The sequence below is a fragment of the Bacteroides sp. genome, assembly GCF_019417265.1.
Lineage (GTDB): Bacteria > Bacteroidota > Bacteroidia > Bacteroidales > Bacteroidaceae > Phocaeicola.
In genome coordinates, this window is the sequence record NZ_DXVR01000022.1 from 1 (window position 1) to 19,345 (window position 19,345).

Here is a 19,345-nt window from a genome sequence, read left to right on the forward strand (position 1 = left end):
GTATATTATAAAGTATCCCTTTAGGAGCTTTTTTCTTCTTTTTGCTGTCTTCCTCAGTTACAACTGTTGTCTGTATCGGAGTAGGACTTTTCACCTTAATATATATAGGCTCACCTGCTAAGTTGTCCGATGACAATATTCCTAATTTTTTGGAAAATCTCAGAACGACATCGTTTGTGACTTCTTTATCCGGCAGTATAACAGCTGTGAAAAGCTTGTCTTCCGTGACTTCTTTTCCTGTGAACATATCGGTCAGAGCTTTTTCCTGCTTGTCCAGATTGTCCATTATAAGTTTCAGTGATGCTCCGTCCTTAGGCATAGTGTCGGCCTGTCCTCTCAATATAAGATTTTTACTTTCCCTTATATTGTATATTTCCTTTGCTGTGAGTTCTGCCATTTTAGCTGTCGAGCCGGCTGAAAGAATTTCCTCTGTCATATATTTTCTACCGTCTTCCGAAGGCTGTGATTTCTCAAGTATATATTCCGGATTTACAGATTTTGGGGCAGAAGTGTTTATTGCCTTTATAATACTGTTGTCTGTCACTTCTATGTCAGACATTATACTTTTGTCGTTCAGCTTGATGATATATGCCTTTGTAGAGTCAGGCACACCTATTCTCCTTACTTCTATCTTTTTGATTTCCCATTCAGTGGAAGGTTCAGATGTGACATTGTTTATTTTGAGATATCTGTTTGCATACTGACAGAAATCTCCTGGTGTGTATCTCACTCTTGTGGCTATAACATTTACCTCTACAGCCGTTTTTGGCAGGAAATATGCTATTCCTTCTCCCTCTCCCGGTTTGTAGAAATCTACGTTCTGTGCGTTTGTCGTGCATAATGTCGCAGCCAATAGCGACATTGCTATAATTCCTTTTCTGCTCATAAGCTTAAAGTATTTATATCACTTGTTCGTAAGTCTTTTCCATGCCTTAGGCAGTGCATTGATGATATCTGAAGCATTCATGCTTATTTCTCCTATATTTTCTGCTGCTATATCGCCGGCCAGTCCATGCAGGTACACACCTAACAGACAAGCTTCCTTGGCTGTATATCCTTGTGCCAGAAGTGCCGTCAGTACACCTGTCAGTATGTCGCCGCTTCCTCCTGTGGCCATTCCCGGATTTCCGGTCGGATTGAAATGACATTCTCCATCAGGCGTGATAATTACCGTCCATGCACCTTTCAGTACTATATATATATGCATGTACGAAGCTAATTCCTTGGCTTTCTGTATTCTTTCAAAACTGTTGCTGCATCTTCCCACTAATCTCTCCAACTCTTTTATGTGCGGAGTGATTATAGAACCTCTCGGAACACAGTTCAACTGGTTTCTGTACGTGCTCAGTGCATTTATGGCATCTGCATCAATTACAGCCGGAATATAGCATTCCCTCAACTGGTTTATTACAGCCTGTGCAGTGAATTCCTCCTGTCCTAATCCCGGGCCTATTCCAAGTGCCTGGTAATTGTCCAAATCTGTCACTTCTGCAAAATATCTGTCGTCCATATCATCCTGCGTCATTGCTTCAGGGATACTCATTTGCAACAGCTGATGATTGCACACCGGAGTATGTATTGTGAGCAGTCCCACACCACTCCTCAAACAACTTTTTCCAGCCAGTACGGCTGCTCCTCCCATTCCGTATGAACCGGCTATAAGCAGTGCATGTCCGAAATTGCCTTTATGCGCAAATTTCTTTCTTGGCTTGATTATTCCGGCTATTTCCTTTTCTTCTGTTATAAAGTTGCTTGCTTCCGCCTGTTCGGAATATTCCTTGCTTATTCCGATGTCCAGGACCTCAAGTTCTCCAACAAGGTCTTCGTTTTCAGCGAACAGGAAAGACAGCTTCGGGAGATTGATTGTAAGAGTCAAATCGGCTTTGATGATGTTCTGACGGATGTTCCTGCTGTTGTCTTCGCCCATCATACCCGAAGGAATATCTATTGATACCACTTTGGCAGCCGAAGCATTGATGTATTGCACCAGGGCCGCAAAACCTTTGCTGAGCGGAGCATTCAGCCCTGTACCGAAAAGTCCGTCTATTACGATGTCATCAGCCGTAAGTTTTGGAGGGTCAAACTGTGTGCTGACCTCTGTGTAGTTTGTAAATCCACATTCCTGCAGGCGTCTGATATTTGTCAGACAGTCGTCCGAAATACTGCCTTTGATGTTGAACAGTATAACCTGTACCTGATAGTTTTTCAGGTGGAGCATGCGTGCCACAGCTACGGCGTCACCGCCATTGTTTCCAGGTCCTGCAAAAACTATTATTCTGTATGATTTGTTCCATCTTCTGCAAATAGCATCCGTAATCAGGCCTGCTGCCTTCTCCATAAGATTGATGGATAATATTGAATCGTGCTCTATAGTGTAAGCATCGGCTTCTTTCTGTTGTGTGCAACTTAAAATTTTCATTACTTCTTTAAATGGTATTTTGTTGGTAAAAGTAGTAAAAACATACGAACTATTCACTATTTAAACTTCAAAATATATTTAAATACTTAAAACGTAGTGTTGTCTTTTGTCAGATTTTGCGTAAATTTGTCCGCATTTTTAAATTTGCATAATCATATGAGTACTATTCAGATTAAAGACAAGTTGTTTACTAAATTTATAACAGAAGACAGGATATTGAAAGAAGTATCGCGTGTGGCTGAAGAAATCAATCGTGATTTGGAAGAGACTGATCCTCTGTTTCTCAGTGTGTTAAATGGCTCTTTCATGTTTACAGCCGATTTGATGAAACGTATCAGCATCCCGTGTGAGATATCATTTGTCAAGCTTGCGTCATATCAGGGAGATTCTTCAACGGGTAAGGTAAAGGAACTTGTCGGTCTGAATGAGGATATTGAAGGCAGGACTGTAGTGATTGTGGAAGATATAGTAGATACAGGTTTCACAATGGAACGTCTTGTAGCGACACTCCGTGCGCGTAATCCTAAGGAAATCCGTATCGCGACACTTCTTGTTAAGCCGGACAAGCTTCAGGTGAAACTTGATATAGATTATGTAGCCATGAATATCCCTAACGATTTCATAGTAGGCTATGGACTTGACTATGATGGAAAGGGACGTAACTATCCTGATATATATACTGTAGTCAATGAATAGGGGATAATGTTTTTCAAAAACTAAATAACTTAAAAACTCATAAACTCAAAAACTTAAATAAATATGTTGAACATCGTAATTTTCGGTGCTCCGGGTTCAGGTAAAGGAACTCAGAGTGCACGTATAGTAGAAAAGTATGGTTTGAACCACATTTCAACAGGCGACGTTTTGCGTGCTGAAATCAAGAACGGTACAGAACTTGGTAAAACTGCAAAAGGTTATATCGACAATGGTCAGCTTATTCCTGATGCATTGATGATTGACATCCTTGCAAGCGTATTCGACAGCTTCAAAGACAGCAAAGGTGTAATCTTCGACGGTTTCCCACGTACTATTGCTCAGGCAGAAGCTCTTAAGGAAATGCTTAAGGTTCGCGGTCAGGAAGTTTCTATCATGCTCGACCTTGAAGTTCCTGAAGATGAACTTATGACTCGTCTTATCAAGCGTGGTCAGGAATCAGGACGTGCTGATGACAATGAAGAAACTATCAAGAAACGTCTTGTGGTTTACCACTCTCAGACAGCTCCTCTTATCGACTGGTACAAGAACGACGGCAAATATCAGCACATCAACGGTCTTGGTACTATGGACGGTATCTTTGCTGACATCTGCTCTGCAATTGACAAACTTTAATTTATAAGGAGGTAAAGAAGTTAGAGAAGTTAAAGGAGGTAAAGAAGTTATGTTGCTTTCCAAGTTAACTTTTCTAACTTCCCAACCTAACTTCTTTAACTTCCTAATATAACTTCCCAATATAACTTCCCAATATAACTTCTCAATTTAACTTCTAAACAAAAAATATGGCTGAATCGAATTTCGTTGATTATGTAAAAATCTACTGCCGCTCCGGTAAGGGAGGTCGTGGCTCGGTACACATGCGCCGTGAGAAATACATTCCAAACGGTGGTCCGGACGGGGGCGACGGTGGTAGAGGAGGTCATGTAATTCTGCGTGGTAACCGCAATTACTGGACGTTGCTCCACCTTAAATATGAACGCCACGTGTTTGCCGAACATGGAGGCAATGGCTCAAAGAACAAGAGTTTCGGTAAAGACGGTGCAGACAAGGTGATTGAAGTGCCGTGCGGTACTGTGGTCTACAATGCTGAGACCGGAGAGTATGTATGCGACATTACGGACCACGGTCAGGAAGTAATCCTGCTTAAGGGTGGACGCGGAGGATTGGGCAACTGGCACTTCCGTACCGCTACACGTCAGGCACCGCGATTTGCGCAGCCGGGCGAACCTATGCAGGAAATGACAGTTATACTCGAACTTAAACTGCTGGCCGATGTAGGTCTGGTGGGCTTCCCTAACGCCGGTAAGTCTACTTTGCTTTCTACAGTTTCGGCAGCACGTCCGAAGATAGCTAATTATCCGTTTACTACACTTGAACCGAACTTGGGTATCGTGTCCTACCGCGACGGAAAGTCGTTCGTTATGGCAGACATTCCGGGTATCATAGAAGGTGCAAGCGAGGGTAAGGGACTCGGACTCCGTTTCCTGCGACACATAGAACGTAATTCATTGTTGCTCTTTATGGTGCCGGGCGATACAGACGATATCCGCAAGGAGTACGAAATCTTGCTCAACGAGTTGGCTACATTCAACCCTGAGATGCTCGACAAGCAGCGCGTGTTGGCTATCACCAAATGCGATATGCTTGACGATGAGCTTATCAGTATGCTGGAGCCTACATTGCCTGAAGGCATTCCTCATGTGTTTATATCTTCAGTGGCAAATATGGGCATACAGCAGCTTAAGGATATTCTTTGGGCTGAACTCAACAAGGAAAGCAATCAGCTTGAGGCCGTAAGACGCGATGCCATCGTACACCGCTCGAAAGACGTTTCAAAACTTCAGCAGGAGCTTCAGGATATGGGCGAGGATGAAGACTTTGAATACGAATACGAGGATGTGGAAGATGATGATTTCGAGTATGAATACGAAGAAGTAGACTGGGATGAAGAACCGGAAAAATAATGAATAACTTATTTTCAAAAGATAAAAGAATGTTAGTGTACGGTTTGAATGAATCATATGCTGACATTTTTTGTTTCTCTACCACACGCCATGGCGGATATAGCACAGGACAATACTCATCGTTCAACTGCAATCATTATTGCGGCGACAGTCCGGAGAATGTGGAACGAAACAGAATACTTCTTGCGGAGATATTGCCGGGCAGGCCTAAAATGCTGATAGTACCTCATCAGGTACATTCCACCGAGGTCCGTACCATAGACAGACGTTTTCTCAGTGCTTCGGAAGCGGAACGCAAGAACATGTTGGAAGGCGTGGATGCCGTGATAACCAATCTTCCGGAAGTCTGTGTTTGTGTCTCTACAGCCGACTGTATTCCGATACTTTGCTATGATGTACGCAATAAGGCAGTTGCAGCTGTTCATGCCGGATGGCGAGGTACGGTGGCACGTATTGTTGAGAAGACTCTCACAAAGATGCAGGCAGAGTACGGAACCCGTATGCAGGATGTTGTGGCAGCCATAGGTCCCGGTATCTCATTGCAGTCGTTCGAAGTAGGTGACGAGGTATATCAGTCTTTCAGTGATGCCGGATTTGATATGGATGCAATATCCCGCAGATACGGGAAATGGCATATCGACCTCTGGGAAGCCAACCGTCGGCAGTTGATATCCATGGGAGTCAATCCAGACAGTATAGAAATGAGCGGTATCTGTACATACATCGAGAATGAAGATTTCTTCTCCGCCCGTCGTATGGGGATAAATTCAGGAAGAATAATTTCAGGTATAATGCTTAGGTAGAACTTAAAAACAGTATTGAAATCATTTATGGAAAATAGAAGAATAAACATTACCGTTTCCGATGAACTAAGGCAGGCATGGCCCGGTTTTCAGGGAGCAGCTGTCTTTGCCCGTGTAAAAAACTCCGGTTACAATGAGCAGTTGTGGAAACGCATTGATGAATTTACAGAACTTTACCGTTCAAAATATACCACCGACTCCATAAAGGACATGCCGTCTATACAGGCCACACGCCAGGCATACAAGAAATGCGGAAAAGACCCAAGCCGTTATCGCCCGTCGTCAGAAGCATTGTGTCGTCGTATCTTGCGCGGCATACCTCTGTATCAGATAGATACGCTTGTCGACCTTATTAACCTTGCATCCATAAACTGCGGACATTCCATAGGAGGTTTTGATATTGATAAGATTCAAGGCGACGAACTCGTTCTCGGCATAGGTAAGGCGAGTGAGCCTTACGAAGGTATAGGCCGTGGCGAACTCAACATTGAGGGTATGCCCGTTTATCGTGATGCGGTTGGCGGAGTAGGTACCCCAACAAGCGACAATGAGCGTACCAAAATAACAGCTGAAACCACACATCTTCTTACTATAATGAATGCTTACAGCGGTAAGGAAGGGCTTGAAGAGGCTGTCGGATTCATGGTGGACCTCATGAGGGAATTTGCGGATGCTACTGAGATAGAAATTGTTTATTTCAGTTAATGATGTACATTTAATGCTTTTATTGGTTATACATATATAAACCTAAGATTATGGATATAGAAAAGATACTTACAGAGGGTATAGTGTTTAAAGGTGCAAAATCGCCTGCAGCAAAGAAAGAGGAAAAAGTCAAAACTAAGGCTAAGAAGAAAACATATATTACAGGTCTTCATAATTCAGGTGCTGCAAAGATGAAAGCTGAGATTCGTCGTCGTAGGGCTAATCGTCATAAAAATGGATAAATTGTTCTATTTTTAAGATTTTGATTAATTTTTTTGAGAAAAGGTTATGTTTTTGACATATTTTTCTCAAATTTGTAATTATATAAAAATTGAATAGTTTAACAAATTAAAAATGAGAGTTATGAAGAAAGTATTAATGACTTTATTTGTGATGTTCGCAGTGGTTACTGCTTACGCACAGGAAATGTATGTTGTTGGTGGAATCAGTTTGTGGAGAAATCATGATGCTGAAAGAACAACATTCTCAATCAGTCCTGAATTTGGATATGGTTTGAATGAAAAATGGTCTGTAGGTGGACAGTTGATTCTTGATGTAAATGGAGGTAATGGCTCTTCTACAACAGCATTTGCGTTGGCACCATATGCACGTTTTTCTTATTATGAAAACAGTATTGTACGTTTGTTCCTTGATATGGGAATAGGAGTTTCTATTAATAAGACTAAAAATTCTGATGCAGATGCGGGATTTGAACTTGGTGTTAAGCCGGGTATTGCAATAAAGCTTAATGATAATTTCAGTTTTGTATCAAAAGTAGGTTTCGCAGGATTCCGTCAGGATTATAGAGGTGCAAATAATAGCGGCTTTGGAGTATATGCAGATGGTGAAGCTATCTCTATCGGTATAGAATACGCATTCTAAAAAATGTAGAATTATAAGCTTTAAGAAAACGCTTCGTCGTTTTGATTAAAATGCTTCGTTGTTTTAATCAAAATGACGAAACGTTTTTTTTATGCTTTTTATGCTGTGATTTCAGATATTTGCTTAATTTTGTGTTTAAGCAAAAACTTATTAATACGATGAAGAAACTGATAATTATGATTGTGTGCGTGCTGTCAAGTTTTTCGGCCATAGCACAGAATAAAGTAAAATGGGGAATAGAAGTTGGTGCAGGTATGTCTGCATGGATGGGTAAAAATGCCGATGGAAGTAAGCCTTTGTTTAATCCTAAAGTAGGGATTACGCTTGATATCCCTCTCAACTGGCTTGTGTCTTTTCAGACAGGTGTGAACTGGACTTCAAAAGGTGCGAGTTACAAGATGTTCAATGATTTTGTTACAGGAACTAATGTCCTCTCAAAAGTGCATGCCAACCAGAATTATTTTCAAATGCCACTCCTTGCAGCATTTCATGTAGGAGCTACTTCAAAGTTTGATATGGTATTCACAGTAGGTCCTTATATCGCTTATGGAGTATCCGGTCAGTCCGAAACTAAACTTGACGCTCTTACAATGTCATGGTCTACCTTCGATGACCTTTATCTGGCAGGAAAATATATATCCGACGGATATAACCGTTTCGATGCCGGAATACAGACAGGAGTAGGTCTTGATTTTAAGGACTGGACAGTAGGTCTTGACGCGGATTTCGGTTTCTGCAAGATAGCTCCGGCAGCATCGCCATATAATTTTGCTATGTATTTTACAGTGGGGTATAAATTCTGATTGCTTTTAATCGCTATTGAGTATTTCAATAAGCAGTAAAATTCTAAACAGATAAACATATATAAAGCGTTTTTCTGTTCAGAATTTTACTGTTTTTATATATCCATATAGATAAAAAATAATATTGTTATATATCATTCAAATCTTATCATATCCGACAACTGAATAAAATAATCGTTCGACCATATATCCAGTTCTTTAGGATTCTTAATAAAAGGAAGTACATCGCTCTTGACCTGGTTCATGTTTGCAGAAGCAAATCTCTCCTTCAGTTTTTTAATAAACGTTTCACGTGTAATAACTTCATTATTAAACTGTAGGGCACGTTCTGCAAGATGTGAGAAGCCAAGAGGTATATTGTTACGAACATACCATTCAAAATCGTACCAATCGCGGCCTTTTACCCTGTTTTTCCATGCTCTGTAGACCAATGCATGCATTTTTCCTGCAAACAGATCAGAGAGAGTGAAACAGCGTGTCATAAAAGAATGAGGTTGTAAAAGTAGTTTTTGTTCTGTCCTGAAGTTCAGAGGAGGTTGAGTGTCAACCTCAATTTTTATTTTTATGGATTTGTCTGTCTGAAAACAAATATCATATACATCAGTGTTATCTTTTAGAAAAGCAGATTCTACTTTACCAAAATTCTTTTTATCTTTTTTCTTTATTTCTACTTCCCTTCCTACGATGGCAAATTCATCTATTATTGGTTGAAAATATTTAGTGAAGTCAAACTTATCATTTGGAGCAAGAAGTGAAAAGTCCATGTCCTCGCTGAAACGTTGGAGACCATGAAAGATACGGAGGCAAGTTCCTCCACAAAAAGCTGCTATATCAAAAAAGCCACCGTTGTATAGTCCTGCAAGTATAACCTGTTGGTTTACTTCAAAAATGGCATTTCTTTTATGCTGTTCTGTGGACAAATCGTATGCGGAAAGCATATTGTCGTAAATATCATTTTTCATTTATATAGTAATTTCAGTAATGTTCGTATTGAATCGGCCTTTTTGCCTACATTGATGTATTCTTCAAATATTTCAGGTTTCATCTGCCTGAAATCGTCCAATTCCATTCGTATGTCATCTTCCAGATATGTTACTGCATCTTTCAGATAACGAAGATTGACATTTGGAGAATTGGCTATCAGGTCGCATAATGCCTTTTCCGGAGTGGCAATAACAAAAGCATAACCGTCTTTCCTTATATTGGTTAATCCTACGGAAAATGCTTTTTTGGATATATGTGTATATTCGAATCTCCCCAAAGGAGTATCGAAATCTTTAGAGTGTTTTAATGTCATGGACTGTTTGGTATACACAGCTTCCGGAATTAGACCATAATAACGTAAAGCCGATGACATGGAAACATAAGAAGGGGTATATAGATGATTGGCTATCAGTTCCGTTGACAAAATTTTACCTGTTATTTCCGGATTGCATACATAAAGTCCTTTCTTGAGTCGAATGATTTGTCTGTCACGCTCAAGTAACCTTATTTTCTGATTTCCTCTTTTTATATTAGGGAAAAGAGATTCCAAGGCAGAAACTGATATCGGTATATTACCTATCTGTGTTAGTTGGTTGTTCATAGTACAAAAGTAGTAAAAATTTGAATAGAAAAACATATATAAAGTGTTTTTCTATTCAGAATTTTACTGTTTTTTTATCCTATTGTCTAATTTATAGGTACAAAGTAAGAAAAACTCCTGACAGAAGCCTTTGAAAAGTAACTGTCAGGAGTTTTCTCTTTATATATTATAATGCATAATATTAATGGTGGAACAGACGTATTCCTGTGAATGCCATTGCAATGCCATATTTGTCGCAAGTTTCGATAACATGGTCATCGCGTACAGAACCACCTGCCTGTGCTATGAATTCCACACCACTCTTGTGAGCACGTTCGATATTGTCGCCGAACGGGAAGAATGCGTCTGAGCCAAGAGCAACACCTTTCAGTGTGTCAAGCCAGGCACGTTTTTCTTCGCGAGTCAGAACTTCAGGCTTTTCAGTGAAGAACTGCTGCCATACTCCGTCTGCAAGTACATCGTCGTGGTCTTCGCTGATGTAGATGTCGATAGTATTGTCGCGGTCTGCACGGCGGATTTTTTCAACCCATGGCAAGTTCAATACCTTCGGGTGCTGGCGCAAGTACCATATGTCAGCCTTGTTTCCTGCGAGGCGTGTACAGTGGATACGGCTCTGCTGTCCGGCACCGATACCGATAGCCTGACCGTCCTTAACGTAGCATACAGAGTTAGACTGGGTATATTTCAGAGTGATAAGCGCAATCATAAGGTCACGCTTTGCAGCGTCTGTAAAGTTCTTATTCTGTGTAGGGATGTTCTGGAACAAATCGTCACCATTGAGTTTTATTTCGTTTCTTCCCTGTTCGAAAGTTACACCGAACACTTCCTTAGTTTCGATAGGAGCCGGAACGTAATTAGGGTCTATCTTGATTACGTTGTAAGTACCTTTACGTTTTGCTTTCAGTATTTCCAAGGCTGCATCTGTATATCCCGGAGCGATAACACCGTCTGAAACTTCGCGGTTGATGAAACGTGCTGTTTCTTCATCGCATATATCGCTCAGAGCGATAAAGTCACCATAAGATGACATACGGTCAGCACCGCGTGCACGTACATAAGCATTGGCAAGTGGAGAAAGAGGAAGTCCGTCTACGAAATAGATTTTCTTCATAGTTTCGTCCAGTTCAAGACCGATTGCAGCACCTGCAGGACTTACATGTTTGAAAGATGTTGCAGCAGGCATGCCTGTAGCTTCTTTCAGTTCTTTTACTAACTGCCATCCGTTAAGTGCATCAAGGAAGTTGATGTAACCCGGACGTCCGTTCAGGACTTCGATAGGCAGTTCACCTTCTTTCATGAAAATACGTGCTGGTTTCTGGTTAGGGTTGCAACCGTATTTCAGTTCAAGTTCTTTAGCCATAATTATTTCTTGTTTATGAATTTTGTTACAAAAATACATTTTTGTCTGCTTTTTTCCTAATATGGTTACTGCAATTTTTTATCTGTATATGTAATGCAAATCTATGTCTGATATAATTTTAGTGTATTAAATCTCAAAATGATTAGAAAAAAATATTTATATTTGCAGACTGTTAACACATAAAGGTATGATGTAAATAAAAATAAATTATGAAAAAATCATTACTCCTATTATCGCTGTCGATGTTTTTGACAGTATCGAGCTTGTATTCGCAAAAGCTTGAAAATCTTGTAAGTTTAAAGGAAAATTCGAAGAACAGGCTTTTCCATAATTTAGGTAAGGCCTCAAAAGTACCTGCTTTCGAGTCGGAAGGTTATTGGGTATGGGGAAGTTCAGTAGTGAAATCTCCCGATGGTAAATACCATATGTATGTATCCCGCTTCCCTAAATCATTGCCGTTTCATCCCGGATGGATGGTGGCTTCTGAGATTGTACATGCCGTGTCTGACAAAATTCAAGGGCCATATACGTTTTCTGATGTAGCCTTGCCTGCGCGCGGTGCCCAGTATTGGGATGGAAAGTCAACACATAATCCGCGTATTTTTTATCATAAAGGAAAGTATTACCTTATATATATGGGTTCAACTCATCCTTTTGAGAATCCTACATATGATGAACTGACTCTTGACAGTAAATGGTGTATAGTAGGAAGAGCGAATAAAAGGGTTGGACTGGCTGTAGCGGAAACTCCTTATGGTCCATGGAAAAGGTTTGATGAGCCTATTATAAAGACAGAACCTAATACATTCTATAGTTTTCTGACTTCTAATCCTTCTCCTGTAATTCAGGAAGACGGTTCTGTACTTATGATTTTCAAAGGACGTCATTATACCGAGGATGACAAACATTCTTCAATGGCACTGGGTGTTGCTTATGCCAAAAATATTGAAGGACCGTATGAGGTTTTGAACAATAAGCAGCCTATTTTCCAGGTAGACGGTCAGGGGGAAGCTGAAGACCCGTTTTTATGGAAAGATGCCGATGGTTATCATATCATCTTTAAAGACCATGTAGCCAAATTTACAGGTGAAAGAGGAGGAGGGGCTATGGCGCATTCTTCCGATGGAATAAACTGGACAGTAGATTCTGATCCGAAAGCATATTCTTTAACCGTGGAATGGGAAGATGGCAGTATAGGAAAACAGGGACAGCTTGAGCGTCCTTTCATATATTTTGAAAACGGCAAGCCTGTTTATGTGTTTTTTGCTACGATGGACGGTCCCGGCGGATTTGAAAATGCAACACGTTCTTGGAATATGTGTATTCCGGTAAAATAATAAGAAGTGTGAAAAATAATGCGATACTAAGTATAAAATAGCTTAGCTATTTGTCATTATTTAGTACTTTTGTGTTTAAAATAGGTTGAAATGTGATATTTATGAGAAATATACTAATATTCTTTGTAGTTTTATGTAATGTGTTTATGGGAGTATCCCAGACATTTAAGGGACTGTCAATAAAGGATGGTTTGTCCGATTTGGTGGTTAACGCATTGTATAAAGACTCGTTAGGTTTTCTCTGGATAGGAACAAGCAAATCAGTAGAACGCTACGATGGTGTCCGTTTCAAGCATTATGACATACCTGCCGACAATCCTAAGGCAAAGGAAGTCAATGCTATAATAGGTATGCCTGGAAATGAGATATTGTTTGGCAATAATTCAGGATTATGGAAAGTTGAAGGTGATACAATCCTTAAAATGTTTCCTAAAAAGATTAACAGGAAGATTAATTATTTGTTATATGATGAATCATCCGATAAAATCTATTGTGGTGGTGAGTCTGGTCTATACATATGTAGTGGCGATTCCGTATCTCATAAACTGATTAATTATAATATATATTCGGCTGAGAATAATATAAATGGGCTTATTGTACACGATGGCAATCTTTGGATGAGTACCTCTGAAGGATTATATTCCATGAATATCAATACCGGAACAATAGACGGATATAGATATTCAGGTGGTACAAACGCCTTTACTGAAATATGCTGTGTAAATGATATTCTATATCTTGGTACTTCGGATAGAGGTATAGTATCTTTTGATTTGAAAGAGAAAGTCTTTTCTCATTTAATAAATATAGGACAGGTCACATCGCTTTCCACAAATGGTGAAAACGTTGTCTATGCCGCTACTAATGGAAGTGGAATATATTTCATATCTGTGCCTGACGGTAAGGTTCTTCGTAGAATACAGCATGATACGGTTTCTGGAACGGGAATTCGTTCAAACTCGGTTTATTCATTGCTTGTTGACAGAGATGGAATAGTATGGACAGGAATATTCCAGATGGGTATTGATTATTCTCTTTTCCAACATGAGATGTTTCGTCTGTTTCAGCCTAAATGTGATATCAATTTTAAATATCTTGCAGTACGCACTCTTGAGGTCGGGGAGTCTGACAGGTTTATTGGTGCCAGGGACGGTTTATACTATATAGATATAGAACGTAACATATACAAGAGTTATAAAAGCCCAGAAATGCGTTCGGATATGGTTCTGTGTAGTTGCAATTATAATGGAAAGTATTATATTGGAACTTATGGAGGTGGTATATATGTTTTTGACCCTTCTGATGCCACTTTGCATGATTTGAAGATTTCCTCGTCGGATGAAGTATTTACTAAAGGACAGATATTCTCGATTGCTGAAGATTATGCCGGTAATTTGTGGATAGGTACATCTCAAGGCTTGTATTGTTATAATAATGGAAAAATATTATATCATTACACCGGTCGTAATTCACAGTTACCCAATGATAATGTGTATTATATCTTCTTTGATTCAACTAATAGAGGGTGGGTATGTACAGACTTAGGTTTGGCTTTGATTTCTGATAAAGCAGATAGGGCAGTCTTTAGAAATTTTCCTAAGGGATTTATAGGTGACCGTTTAGTAAGAGTAGTATATGAAGATTCTTCCGAAAGACTTTATTTTTTGCAAGACAACGGTTCTCTAATTACTTCAAATCTATCACTTACAGATTTTAGTGAAATTACCAGTACGCCTCTTGATGGTAAAAATCTGCTTTTTATAACAGAAGGTAATACTGGAGAACTTTGGATAGGCACTAATAGCGGTTTGTTCTGTTATGATAAAAAAGGAAATTTCAGAAGTATTGATTCTACTGACGGACTTACCACTTCAATATTTCTTTCATGTATGCCTAAAAAGTCAAAAGACGGAAGGCTGTGGTTCGGAAGTTCGCAAGGAGTATTTTTTACCAATACTGATAATGTAGATTCGTCTTCAAAGAAAGGTTATAGGATACAGTTATCTTCAGCCTTATCAGCAGGCATTTCTTTGAACTTTTTTTCGTCAGATGGGGAATTTTCTGTCTCTTTACCTAAAAATAGCGATGAACTAACATTATCTCTTGCCGACCTTACATATTCCGGTATAGAGCATGCTGTTTATGAATATAAGTATGATTCTGATGAAATTTGGAAAACGCTTAAAGGTAAATCTGATATAGTATTATATGATATTCCGTCTGGTAGGAGTGAATTGCAAATTCGACTATACGGAAATTCTGATACACAAGTCAGCGTTGATATTTACAAGCCGTATTCATTTGCAATCATATGGAATGTTGTTTTCGTGATTTTGTTTGTGGCTGTTTTATATTACTTATTGGTTTTGCGTAGGAATAGAAAACGCATTGTTGATGCTGAAGTCAGCAATGCTGTTTTAGAACCGATATCTGAGAAATTAACAGAAGAAGAACAATATGATGAACATTCAGATAAGTATAAATTCTGCAATCTGACAGATGAAGACTGCAAGAAACTTCTGGAACAATTAACATCAGTAATGACAGAAGAAAAACTGTTTGTAAATCCTAAATTGAAGATTTCTGATTTGGCAGAAAAAATGGGTGTACATTCATATAAATTGTCATATTTGTTTAACCAACATATGCAATGTTCTTTCTATGATTATATAAATGACTATCGTGTATTGGAGTTTAAGAAACTGATTGAAAAAGGTGAACATAAATCGTATTCTATAAATGCTCTTATGGAGAAATGTGGATTTACTTCGCGTTCTACATTCTTCCGCTATTTCAAGAAGAATACCGGAATGACTCCTAATGAATATATAAGTTCTTCTGGTATTTAGGTCCTAAAATTTTGATTTTTATTTATATCCCTGTGTCATACAATAAAATGATACAGGGATTTTTGTTTATGTAAAGTCTTGTTTATTAGTGCGTTGTGTGAAAAGTTGTGTCTGTCAGTTGTCGTGTACTTTTTCGTTGCTGTATTTTCTTTGATTTAATTTTTCTATTGGTAATTTTGTGATGTTTTCATTATGAATCTCATGTAAAATAAAGTAGTATGGAAAGCATGACAACATTAAACTTTGAACTGATAGAATATTCATATAAGGAATATCGGAAGCCGTTATATATTTATTTATGTAAGGCTTTAGGTGATGATGAAGAAGCGAGAGACATGGTTCAGGATGTTTTCCTTAAACTCATAGATTATAGAGGAATGTTACGACAAGATACAGTAAAATCATTCATTTTTACTATTGCCAGAAATCTTATATTGGATTATCATCGCAGGTATTCTGTTATTAAAGAGTTTAATTCATACAATAGCTATATATATGAAGAATGTAGCGTAGAGGATACATCAACTCAAACTGTAGTGAATGAAATTTTGTGTATAGAAAGAAATATAGTATCCAATCTTCCACTTCAACGTAGAAAAGTATATGAATTGGTGCGTTATGAAGAAAAATATGTAGCAGAGATTTCTTTAGAAATGAATCTTTCTGTAAAGACTGTTGAGAACCATTTACTATTAGGTAGAAGATATGTAAGAGAATGTTTAAGTAAATGTATTTGACTAATAATTATTAATTTTAGATTTAGCTTATGAAAAATGGAGTTTTAAAAATTAAACCGCAAAGAATTTTATATTCTTCTGCTGTTATGGCTTCCTTGTTAATGGGTAGTCCATTCTCTGTTTTTGCTGACACCACGGAACACCTTGAGGTTTTACAGTCCTCAACAATAAAGGGGCAAGTGGTAGATGTGAATGGTGAACCGATTATAGGAGCAAGTATTCTTGTAAAGGGTACTACTGTTGGTACTATTACAGATATTGATGGTAATTTTATTATTTCAGATATTTCTTCTGGAACATTGGTCGTTTCTTATGTAGGTTATAGAACTAAGGAAATAGTCATAGGAAAACAGAATGATTATAGAATCACATTGGAGGAGGACGCAGAAACTTTGGATGAAGTTGTGGTAATGGCTTATAATACTACAGTGAAACGAAAAATGATTTCTTCTGTCACTAATGTCGATATTGAGCATGTTGAGAATATGAGTGGTTATAAAGATATGGGTACTGCACTTCAAGGTCGAGTGGCCGGAGTATTGATTAGTAACTCACAGGGTGGTCCAGATTCTTCACCTACAATTTCCATACGTGGTGGTGGCGATCCCATGTATGTGATTGATGGTATAGTTCAGGATAAGGATGCTTTCTTGAGACTTCCATCACAGGATATCGAATCACTTTCCGTGATGAAAGATGCTGCATCAAGTGCTGTTTATGGTGCTTCTGCTGCAAATGGTATCATTGTCGTTACAACTAAAAAGGGAAAAGAAGGTAAAATGAGAATCAATTATACTTTCGACGGACAGTATAATACTCCTATTATGCAGCGTGACAAACTTTCATCATATGAAATAGCTACAATGCAGAATACCATAAGCGATTATATGGGTGATGTAAAGCCATATTCTGATATTGCTTTGGCGAAGATACAGAGCGGAATGTTTGCGGATTATCCTAATACCGACTGGTGGAATCTTTTGGTGAAGAACGGTGTTTTTTCTCAAAGACATACATTGACTATGGATGGAGGATCGTCCGATACAAAATACAGAGTATCGTTTATGGTATATGATCAGGGTTCTTTACAGAATAATGTTGCAGGAGAAAATCCCCCTAAGGATTATAAAACATATAGTGTGGGACTTAATCTCATACATGATTTCAAGAAAACTGGAATAACAATGGGAGTTGATTTGAGACCATACGTTATAGACAACAAGTCCTACGGGATAGACCCTTGGAGGGAAATACAAAGCCTGAGTGCGCTCGACAAAGTATATAATGAAGACGGAAGTTATGCTCCAAACAGTCCGATGGCATTATATGGTGATACAAGTGGCGCATACGACAAAGACTTTCAGGTTGGAATTGATGCAAATCTTAATCTTGATTGGAATATTCCATGGGTTAAAGGTCTGAAGGCAACAATGTGGGGAGGATATCAGGTAGGTAACTCAAACAATAAGAATTGGAATGCGTATGTTCCTACATATAATGAGGATGGTACAATTGTTACAACTACTAAACCTACTCTTACTATGACCAAAAATTACTGGTGGAAATATGAATTCAATGTAGGTTTAAAATATGACCAGACTTTTGATAAACATACAATAGGTGTAGGTCTTTTCTATAATCAGAAAGAAAACTATTCAGACCAGATATGGGCTAAAAGAACAGATTATTTTGATAATATAGACCAAATTTTTGCAGGACCTTCTGATGGTCAGACCAATGGAGGTAGTGCTTCTGAAGGAGGTCGTTTGGGGTATGTAGGTACGTTGAATTATGACTATGATGGGAAATACTTGGTTTATGCCAGTTTCCGTTATGATGGTAATGATGGTTTTGCTAAAGGTTCAAGATGGGGTTTTTTCCCTTCTGTAGCTTTGGGATATATGATTTCTGATGAACCGTTTATGAAGAAGGTTAAAGATTTTACTTCACTGAATATGTTAAAGTTGAGGGGATCTATAGGTCAAATAGGTGAGACTTCCTCACGTTTTGCTTATTTGTCTAACTGGGAAGTTGATACAGAGGGTGCATATATAGGTGGAGCTACAGTGCCTACGGCTTCTCCAGGAGAGTTGGCTTCTAATAATTTGACATGGTATACCACTACTACATGGAATCTCGGAGCTGATTTTGGCTTTCTTAACAATCGCCTCTCGGGTACTGTAGATTATTTTTTCCGTAGGACAACCGGTTATCTTATAAATCCTGTTAATCGTTATAACTCAACATTGGGTAATAATGTTGGTTATAGTGGTAATTTCTATATCTCAGGATTGCCTAAGGTTATGTCTGACGATGCTTTCAGACGTGCCGGTGCAGAGTTCTCATTGGTATGGCAGGACAATATAGGAAAGGTATCATATAGCATAGGTGCGAATCTTACATTTTATGATGAACTTTGGGAGAAATATGAACAGGGTGATGATGCCGTTACACTTGCAAACCCTAATGAACGTACTACACACGTTACGATAGGAATGGGTGACAGGGTGTTGGTTTATGATGGATTGTTCCGCGATCCTACCGAATTGCTCAACTATCCAATACAGAATGAAGGAACATCTATGATGGCCGGTGATGTGAGATATGTCGATGTGAACGGTGACGGTGTGATAAATGATGAAGATGCTGTATACGATGGAAAGCCTCGTTCTTCTATTATGCAGTGGGGTATACCATTCAGTGTAGGATGGAACGGATGGTCACTTGACGGTTTGATACAGGGTTCCGGACCTCAATATGGTATAATGCACAATAACCTGAAAGGTACAGGATGGAACAAGATATACTATAAAGACCAACTTGATTTTTATTCACCGAATAATACAGATGCAATGTATCCTCGTGCGGATAACGATTACGGAGCATGGAATGGAGAATACAATAGAAAGTCTTCTTCTCTTTGGCTTATTAATAAGACATATGCACGTCTAAAGAACTTATGTATAAGTTATGATCTCAAACACAAATTACTTAAGAATGTTCAGTGGTTGTCTGCTGCCAAAGTTTCATTGACTGGAACAAACCTTATAACAATATCTCCATGTACAAAATATATGGATCCGGAGTCTGGACCTATCAATGATACAGGTACTGTTCAGACACTTGCTTATCCTACAACCCGTACTTATTCAATAGTTTTCAATTTAGGTTTTTAAAAAATATTTGA

At 38.7% G+C, this 19,345-nt stretch carries 17 protein-coding genes; 12 read left to right on the forward strand and 5 right to left on the reverse strand.

The features are described 5' to 3' along the window. Both QZ379_RS04645 and QZ379_RS04650 read right to left on the reverse strand, forming a co-directional pair. Positions 1-886, reverse strand: an 886-nt coding sequence (locus QZ379_RS04645; protein ID WP_291558836.1) for a DUF4831 family protein, incomplete at its 3' end; no start/stop codon positions are given. An 18-nt stretch (positions 887-904) separates the two neighbouring features. Beyond that, a complete protein-coding gene (locus QZ379_RS04650; protein WP_291558837.1) occupies positions 905-2,419 on the reverse strand; it encodes an NAD(P)H-hydrate dehydratase in 1,515 nt (504 codons plus the stop codon). A 156-nt stretch (positions 2,420-2,575) separates the two neighbouring features. On the opposite strand from QZ379_RS04650, the gene hpt reads away from it, so the two are divergent. From hpt to QZ379_RS04690, 8 genes are all read left to right on the forward strand, one after another. Beyond that, complete coding sequence (hpt, locus tag QZ379_RS04655) at positions 2,576-3,115, forward strand: hypoxanthine phosphoribosyltransferase (RefSeq protein WP_291558838.1); 540 nt, start codon at positions 2,576-2,578, stop codon at positions 3,113-3,115. A gap of 63 nt (positions 3,116-3,178) precedes the next feature. Continuing rightward, positions 3,179-3,748, forward strand: a complete 570-nt coding sequence (locus QZ379_RS04660) for an adenylate kinase (RefSeq protein ID WP_291558839.1) — start codon at positions 3,179-3,181, stop codon at positions 3,746-3,748. Positions 3,749-3,915: 167 nt separating this feature from the next. Continuing rightward, positions 3,916-5,097, forward strand: coding sequence for a GTPase ObgE (gene obgE, locus QZ379_RS04665; protein WP_291558840.1), 1,182 nt, complete (start codon positions 3,916-3,918; stop codon positions 5,095-5,097). Next, positions 5,097-5,900 carry a peptidoglycan editing factor PgeF gene (pgeF, locus tag QZ379_RS04670; RefSeq protein WP_291558841.1) on the forward strand — a complete coding sequence of 268 codons (804 nt, stop codon included), beginning with the start codon at positions 5,097-5,099 and terminating at the stop codon, positions 5,898-5,900. Before obgE ends, pgeF begins: the two co-directional genes overlap by 1 nt. Before the next feature lie 42 nt (positions 5,901-5,942). Then, positions 5,943-6,605, forward strand: a complete 663-nt coding sequence (locus tag QZ379_RS04675) for a phenylalanine--tRNA ligase beta subunit-related protein (protein WP_291558863.1) — start codon at positions 5,943-5,945, stop codon at positions 6,603-6,605. A gap of 50 nt (positions 6,606-6,655) precedes the next feature. Beyond that, complete coding sequence (locus tag QZ379_RS04680; RefSeq protein WP_235335926.1) at positions 6,656-6,847, forward strand: hypothetical protein; 192 nt, start codon at positions 6,656-6,658, stop codon at positions 6,845-6,847. A gap of 121 nt (positions 6,848-6,968) precedes the next feature. Beyond that, entirely contained in the window at positions 6,969-7,487 is a 519-nt protein-coding gene (locus QZ379_RS04685; RefSeq protein ID WP_291558842.1) for an outer membrane beta-barrel protein, read from the forward strand. Between the two features lie 158 nt (positions 7,488-7,645). Next, complete coding sequence (locus tag QZ379_RS04690) at positions 7,646-8,290, forward strand: porin family protein (RefSeq protein ID WP_291558843.1); 645 nt, start codon at positions 7,646-7,648, stop codon at positions 8,288-8,290. A 134-nt stretch (positions 8,291-8,424) separates the two neighbouring features. Here the strand turns inward: QZ379_RS04690 and QZ379_RS04695 are convergent, their stop codons facing one another. The 3 genes from QZ379_RS04695 to QZ379_RS04705 all read right to left on the reverse strand — a co-directional run bounded on the left by QZ379_RS04695 (position 8,425) and on the right by QZ379_RS04705 (position 11,274). After that, positions 8,425-9,252, reverse strand: a complete 828-nt coding sequence (locus QZ379_RS04695) for a nucleotidyl transferase AbiEii/AbiGii toxin family protein (RefSeq protein ID WP_291558844.1) — start codon at positions 9,250-9,252, stop codon at positions 8,425-8,427. Next, entirely contained in the window at positions 9,249-9,875 is a 627-nt protein-coding gene (locus QZ379_RS04700; RefSeq protein WP_291558845.1) for a hypothetical protein, read from the reverse strand. Before QZ379_RS04700 ends, QZ379_RS04695 begins: the two co-directional genes overlap by 4 nt. 181 nt (positions 9,876-10,056) lie before the next feature. Next, positions 10,057-11,274, reverse strand: a complete 1,218-nt coding sequence (locus QZ379_RS04705; RefSeq protein ID WP_291558846.1) for a phosphoribosylaminoimidazolecarboxamide formyltransferase — start codon at positions 11,272-11,274, stop codon at positions 10,057-10,059. A 170-nt stretch (positions 11,275-11,444) separates the two neighbouring features. Here QZ379_RS04705 and QZ379_RS04710 point away from each other — a divergent pair, with 170 nt between their 5' ends. The 4 genes from QZ379_RS04710 to QZ379_RS04725 all read left to right on the forward strand — a co-directional run bounded on the left by QZ379_RS04710 (position 11,445) and on the right by QZ379_RS04725 (position 19,334). Beyond that, entirely contained in the window at positions 11,445-12,572 is a 1,128-nt protein-coding gene (locus QZ379_RS04710; protein ID WP_291558847.1) for a glycoside hydrolase family protein, read from the forward strand. 101 nt (positions 12,573-12,673) lie between these two features. After that, a complete protein-coding gene (locus QZ379_RS04715; RefSeq protein WP_291558848.1) occupies positions 12,674-15,421 on the forward strand; it encodes a two-component regulator propeller domain-containing protein in 2,748 nt (915 codons plus the stop codon). Positions 15,422-15,639: 218 nt separating this feature from the next. After that, a complete protein-coding gene (locus QZ379_RS04720) occupies positions 15,640-16,158 on the forward strand; it encodes a sigma-70 family RNA polymerase sigma factor (RefSeq protein ID WP_291558849.1) in 519 nt (172 codons plus the stop codon). Between the two features lie 86 nt (positions 16,159-16,244). Further along, positions 16,245-19,334, forward strand: coding sequence for a TonB-dependent receptor (locus tag QZ379_RS04725; RefSeq protein WP_291558850.1), 3,090 nt, complete (start codon positions 16,245-16,247; stop codon positions 19,332-19,334). Positions 19,335-19,345: the final 11 nt, after the last annotated feature.

Bases quoted from the DNA above. Each gene is read 5' to 3' on its own strand.
- hpt (WP_291558838.1), top strand. From the start codon at position 2,576: ATGAGTACTATTCAGATTAAAGACAAGTTGTTTACTAAATTTATAACA.
- QZ379_RS04690 (WP_291558843.1), top strand. From the start codon at position 7,646: ATGAAGAAACTGATAATTATGATTGTGTGCGTGCTGTCAAGTTTTTCG.
- QZ379_RS04650 (WP_291558837.1), bottom strand. From the start codon at position 2,419: ATGAAAATTTTAAGTTGCACACAACAGAAAGAAGCCGATGCTTACACT.
- QZ379_RS04720 (WP_291558849.1), top strand. From the start codon at position 15,640: ATGGAAAGCATGACAACATTAAACTTTGAACTGATAGAATATTCATAT.
- QZ379_RS04695 (WP_291558844.1), bottom strand. From the start codon at position 9,252: ATGAAAAATGATATTTACGACAATATGCTTTCCGCATACGATTTGTCC.
- pgeF (WP_291558841.1), top strand. From the start codon at position 5,097: ATGAATAACTTATTTTCAAAAGATAAAAGAATGTTAGTGTACGGTTTG.
- QZ379_RS04725 (WP_291558850.1), top strand. From the start codon at position 16,245: ATGGCTTCCTTGTTAATGGGTAGTCCATTCTCTGTTTTTGCTGACACC.
- QZ379_RS04685 (WP_291558842.1), top strand. From the start codon at position 6,969: ATGAAGAAAGTATTAATGACTTTATTTGTGATGTTCGCAGTGGTTACT.
- QZ379_RS04660 (WP_291558839.1), top strand. From the start codon at position 3,179: ATGTTGAACATCGTAATTTTCGGTGCTCCGGGTTCAGGTAAAGGAACT.
- QZ379_RS04680 (WP_235335926.1), top strand. From the start codon at position 6,656: ATGGATATAGAAAAGATACTTACAGAGGGTATAGTGTTTAAAGGTGCA.
- QZ379_RS04710 (WP_291558847.1), top strand. From the start codon at position 11,445: ATGAAAAAATCATTACTCCTATTATCGCTGTCGATGTTTTTGACAGTA.
- obgE (WP_291558840.1), top strand. From the start codon at position 3,916: ATGGCTGAATCGAATTTCGTTGATTATGTAAAAATCTACTGCCGCTCC.
- QZ379_RS04700 (WP_291558845.1), bottom strand. From the start codon at position 9,875: ATGAACAACCAACTAACACAGATAGGTAATATACCGATATCAGTTTCT.
- QZ379_RS04715 (WP_291558848.1), top strand. From the start codon at position 12,674: ATGAGAAATATACTAATATTCTTTGTAGTTTTATGTAATGTGTTTATG.
- QZ379_RS04705 (WP_291558846.1), bottom strand. From the start codon at position 11,274: ATGTATTTTTGTAACAAAATTCATAAACAAGAAATAATTATGGCTAAA.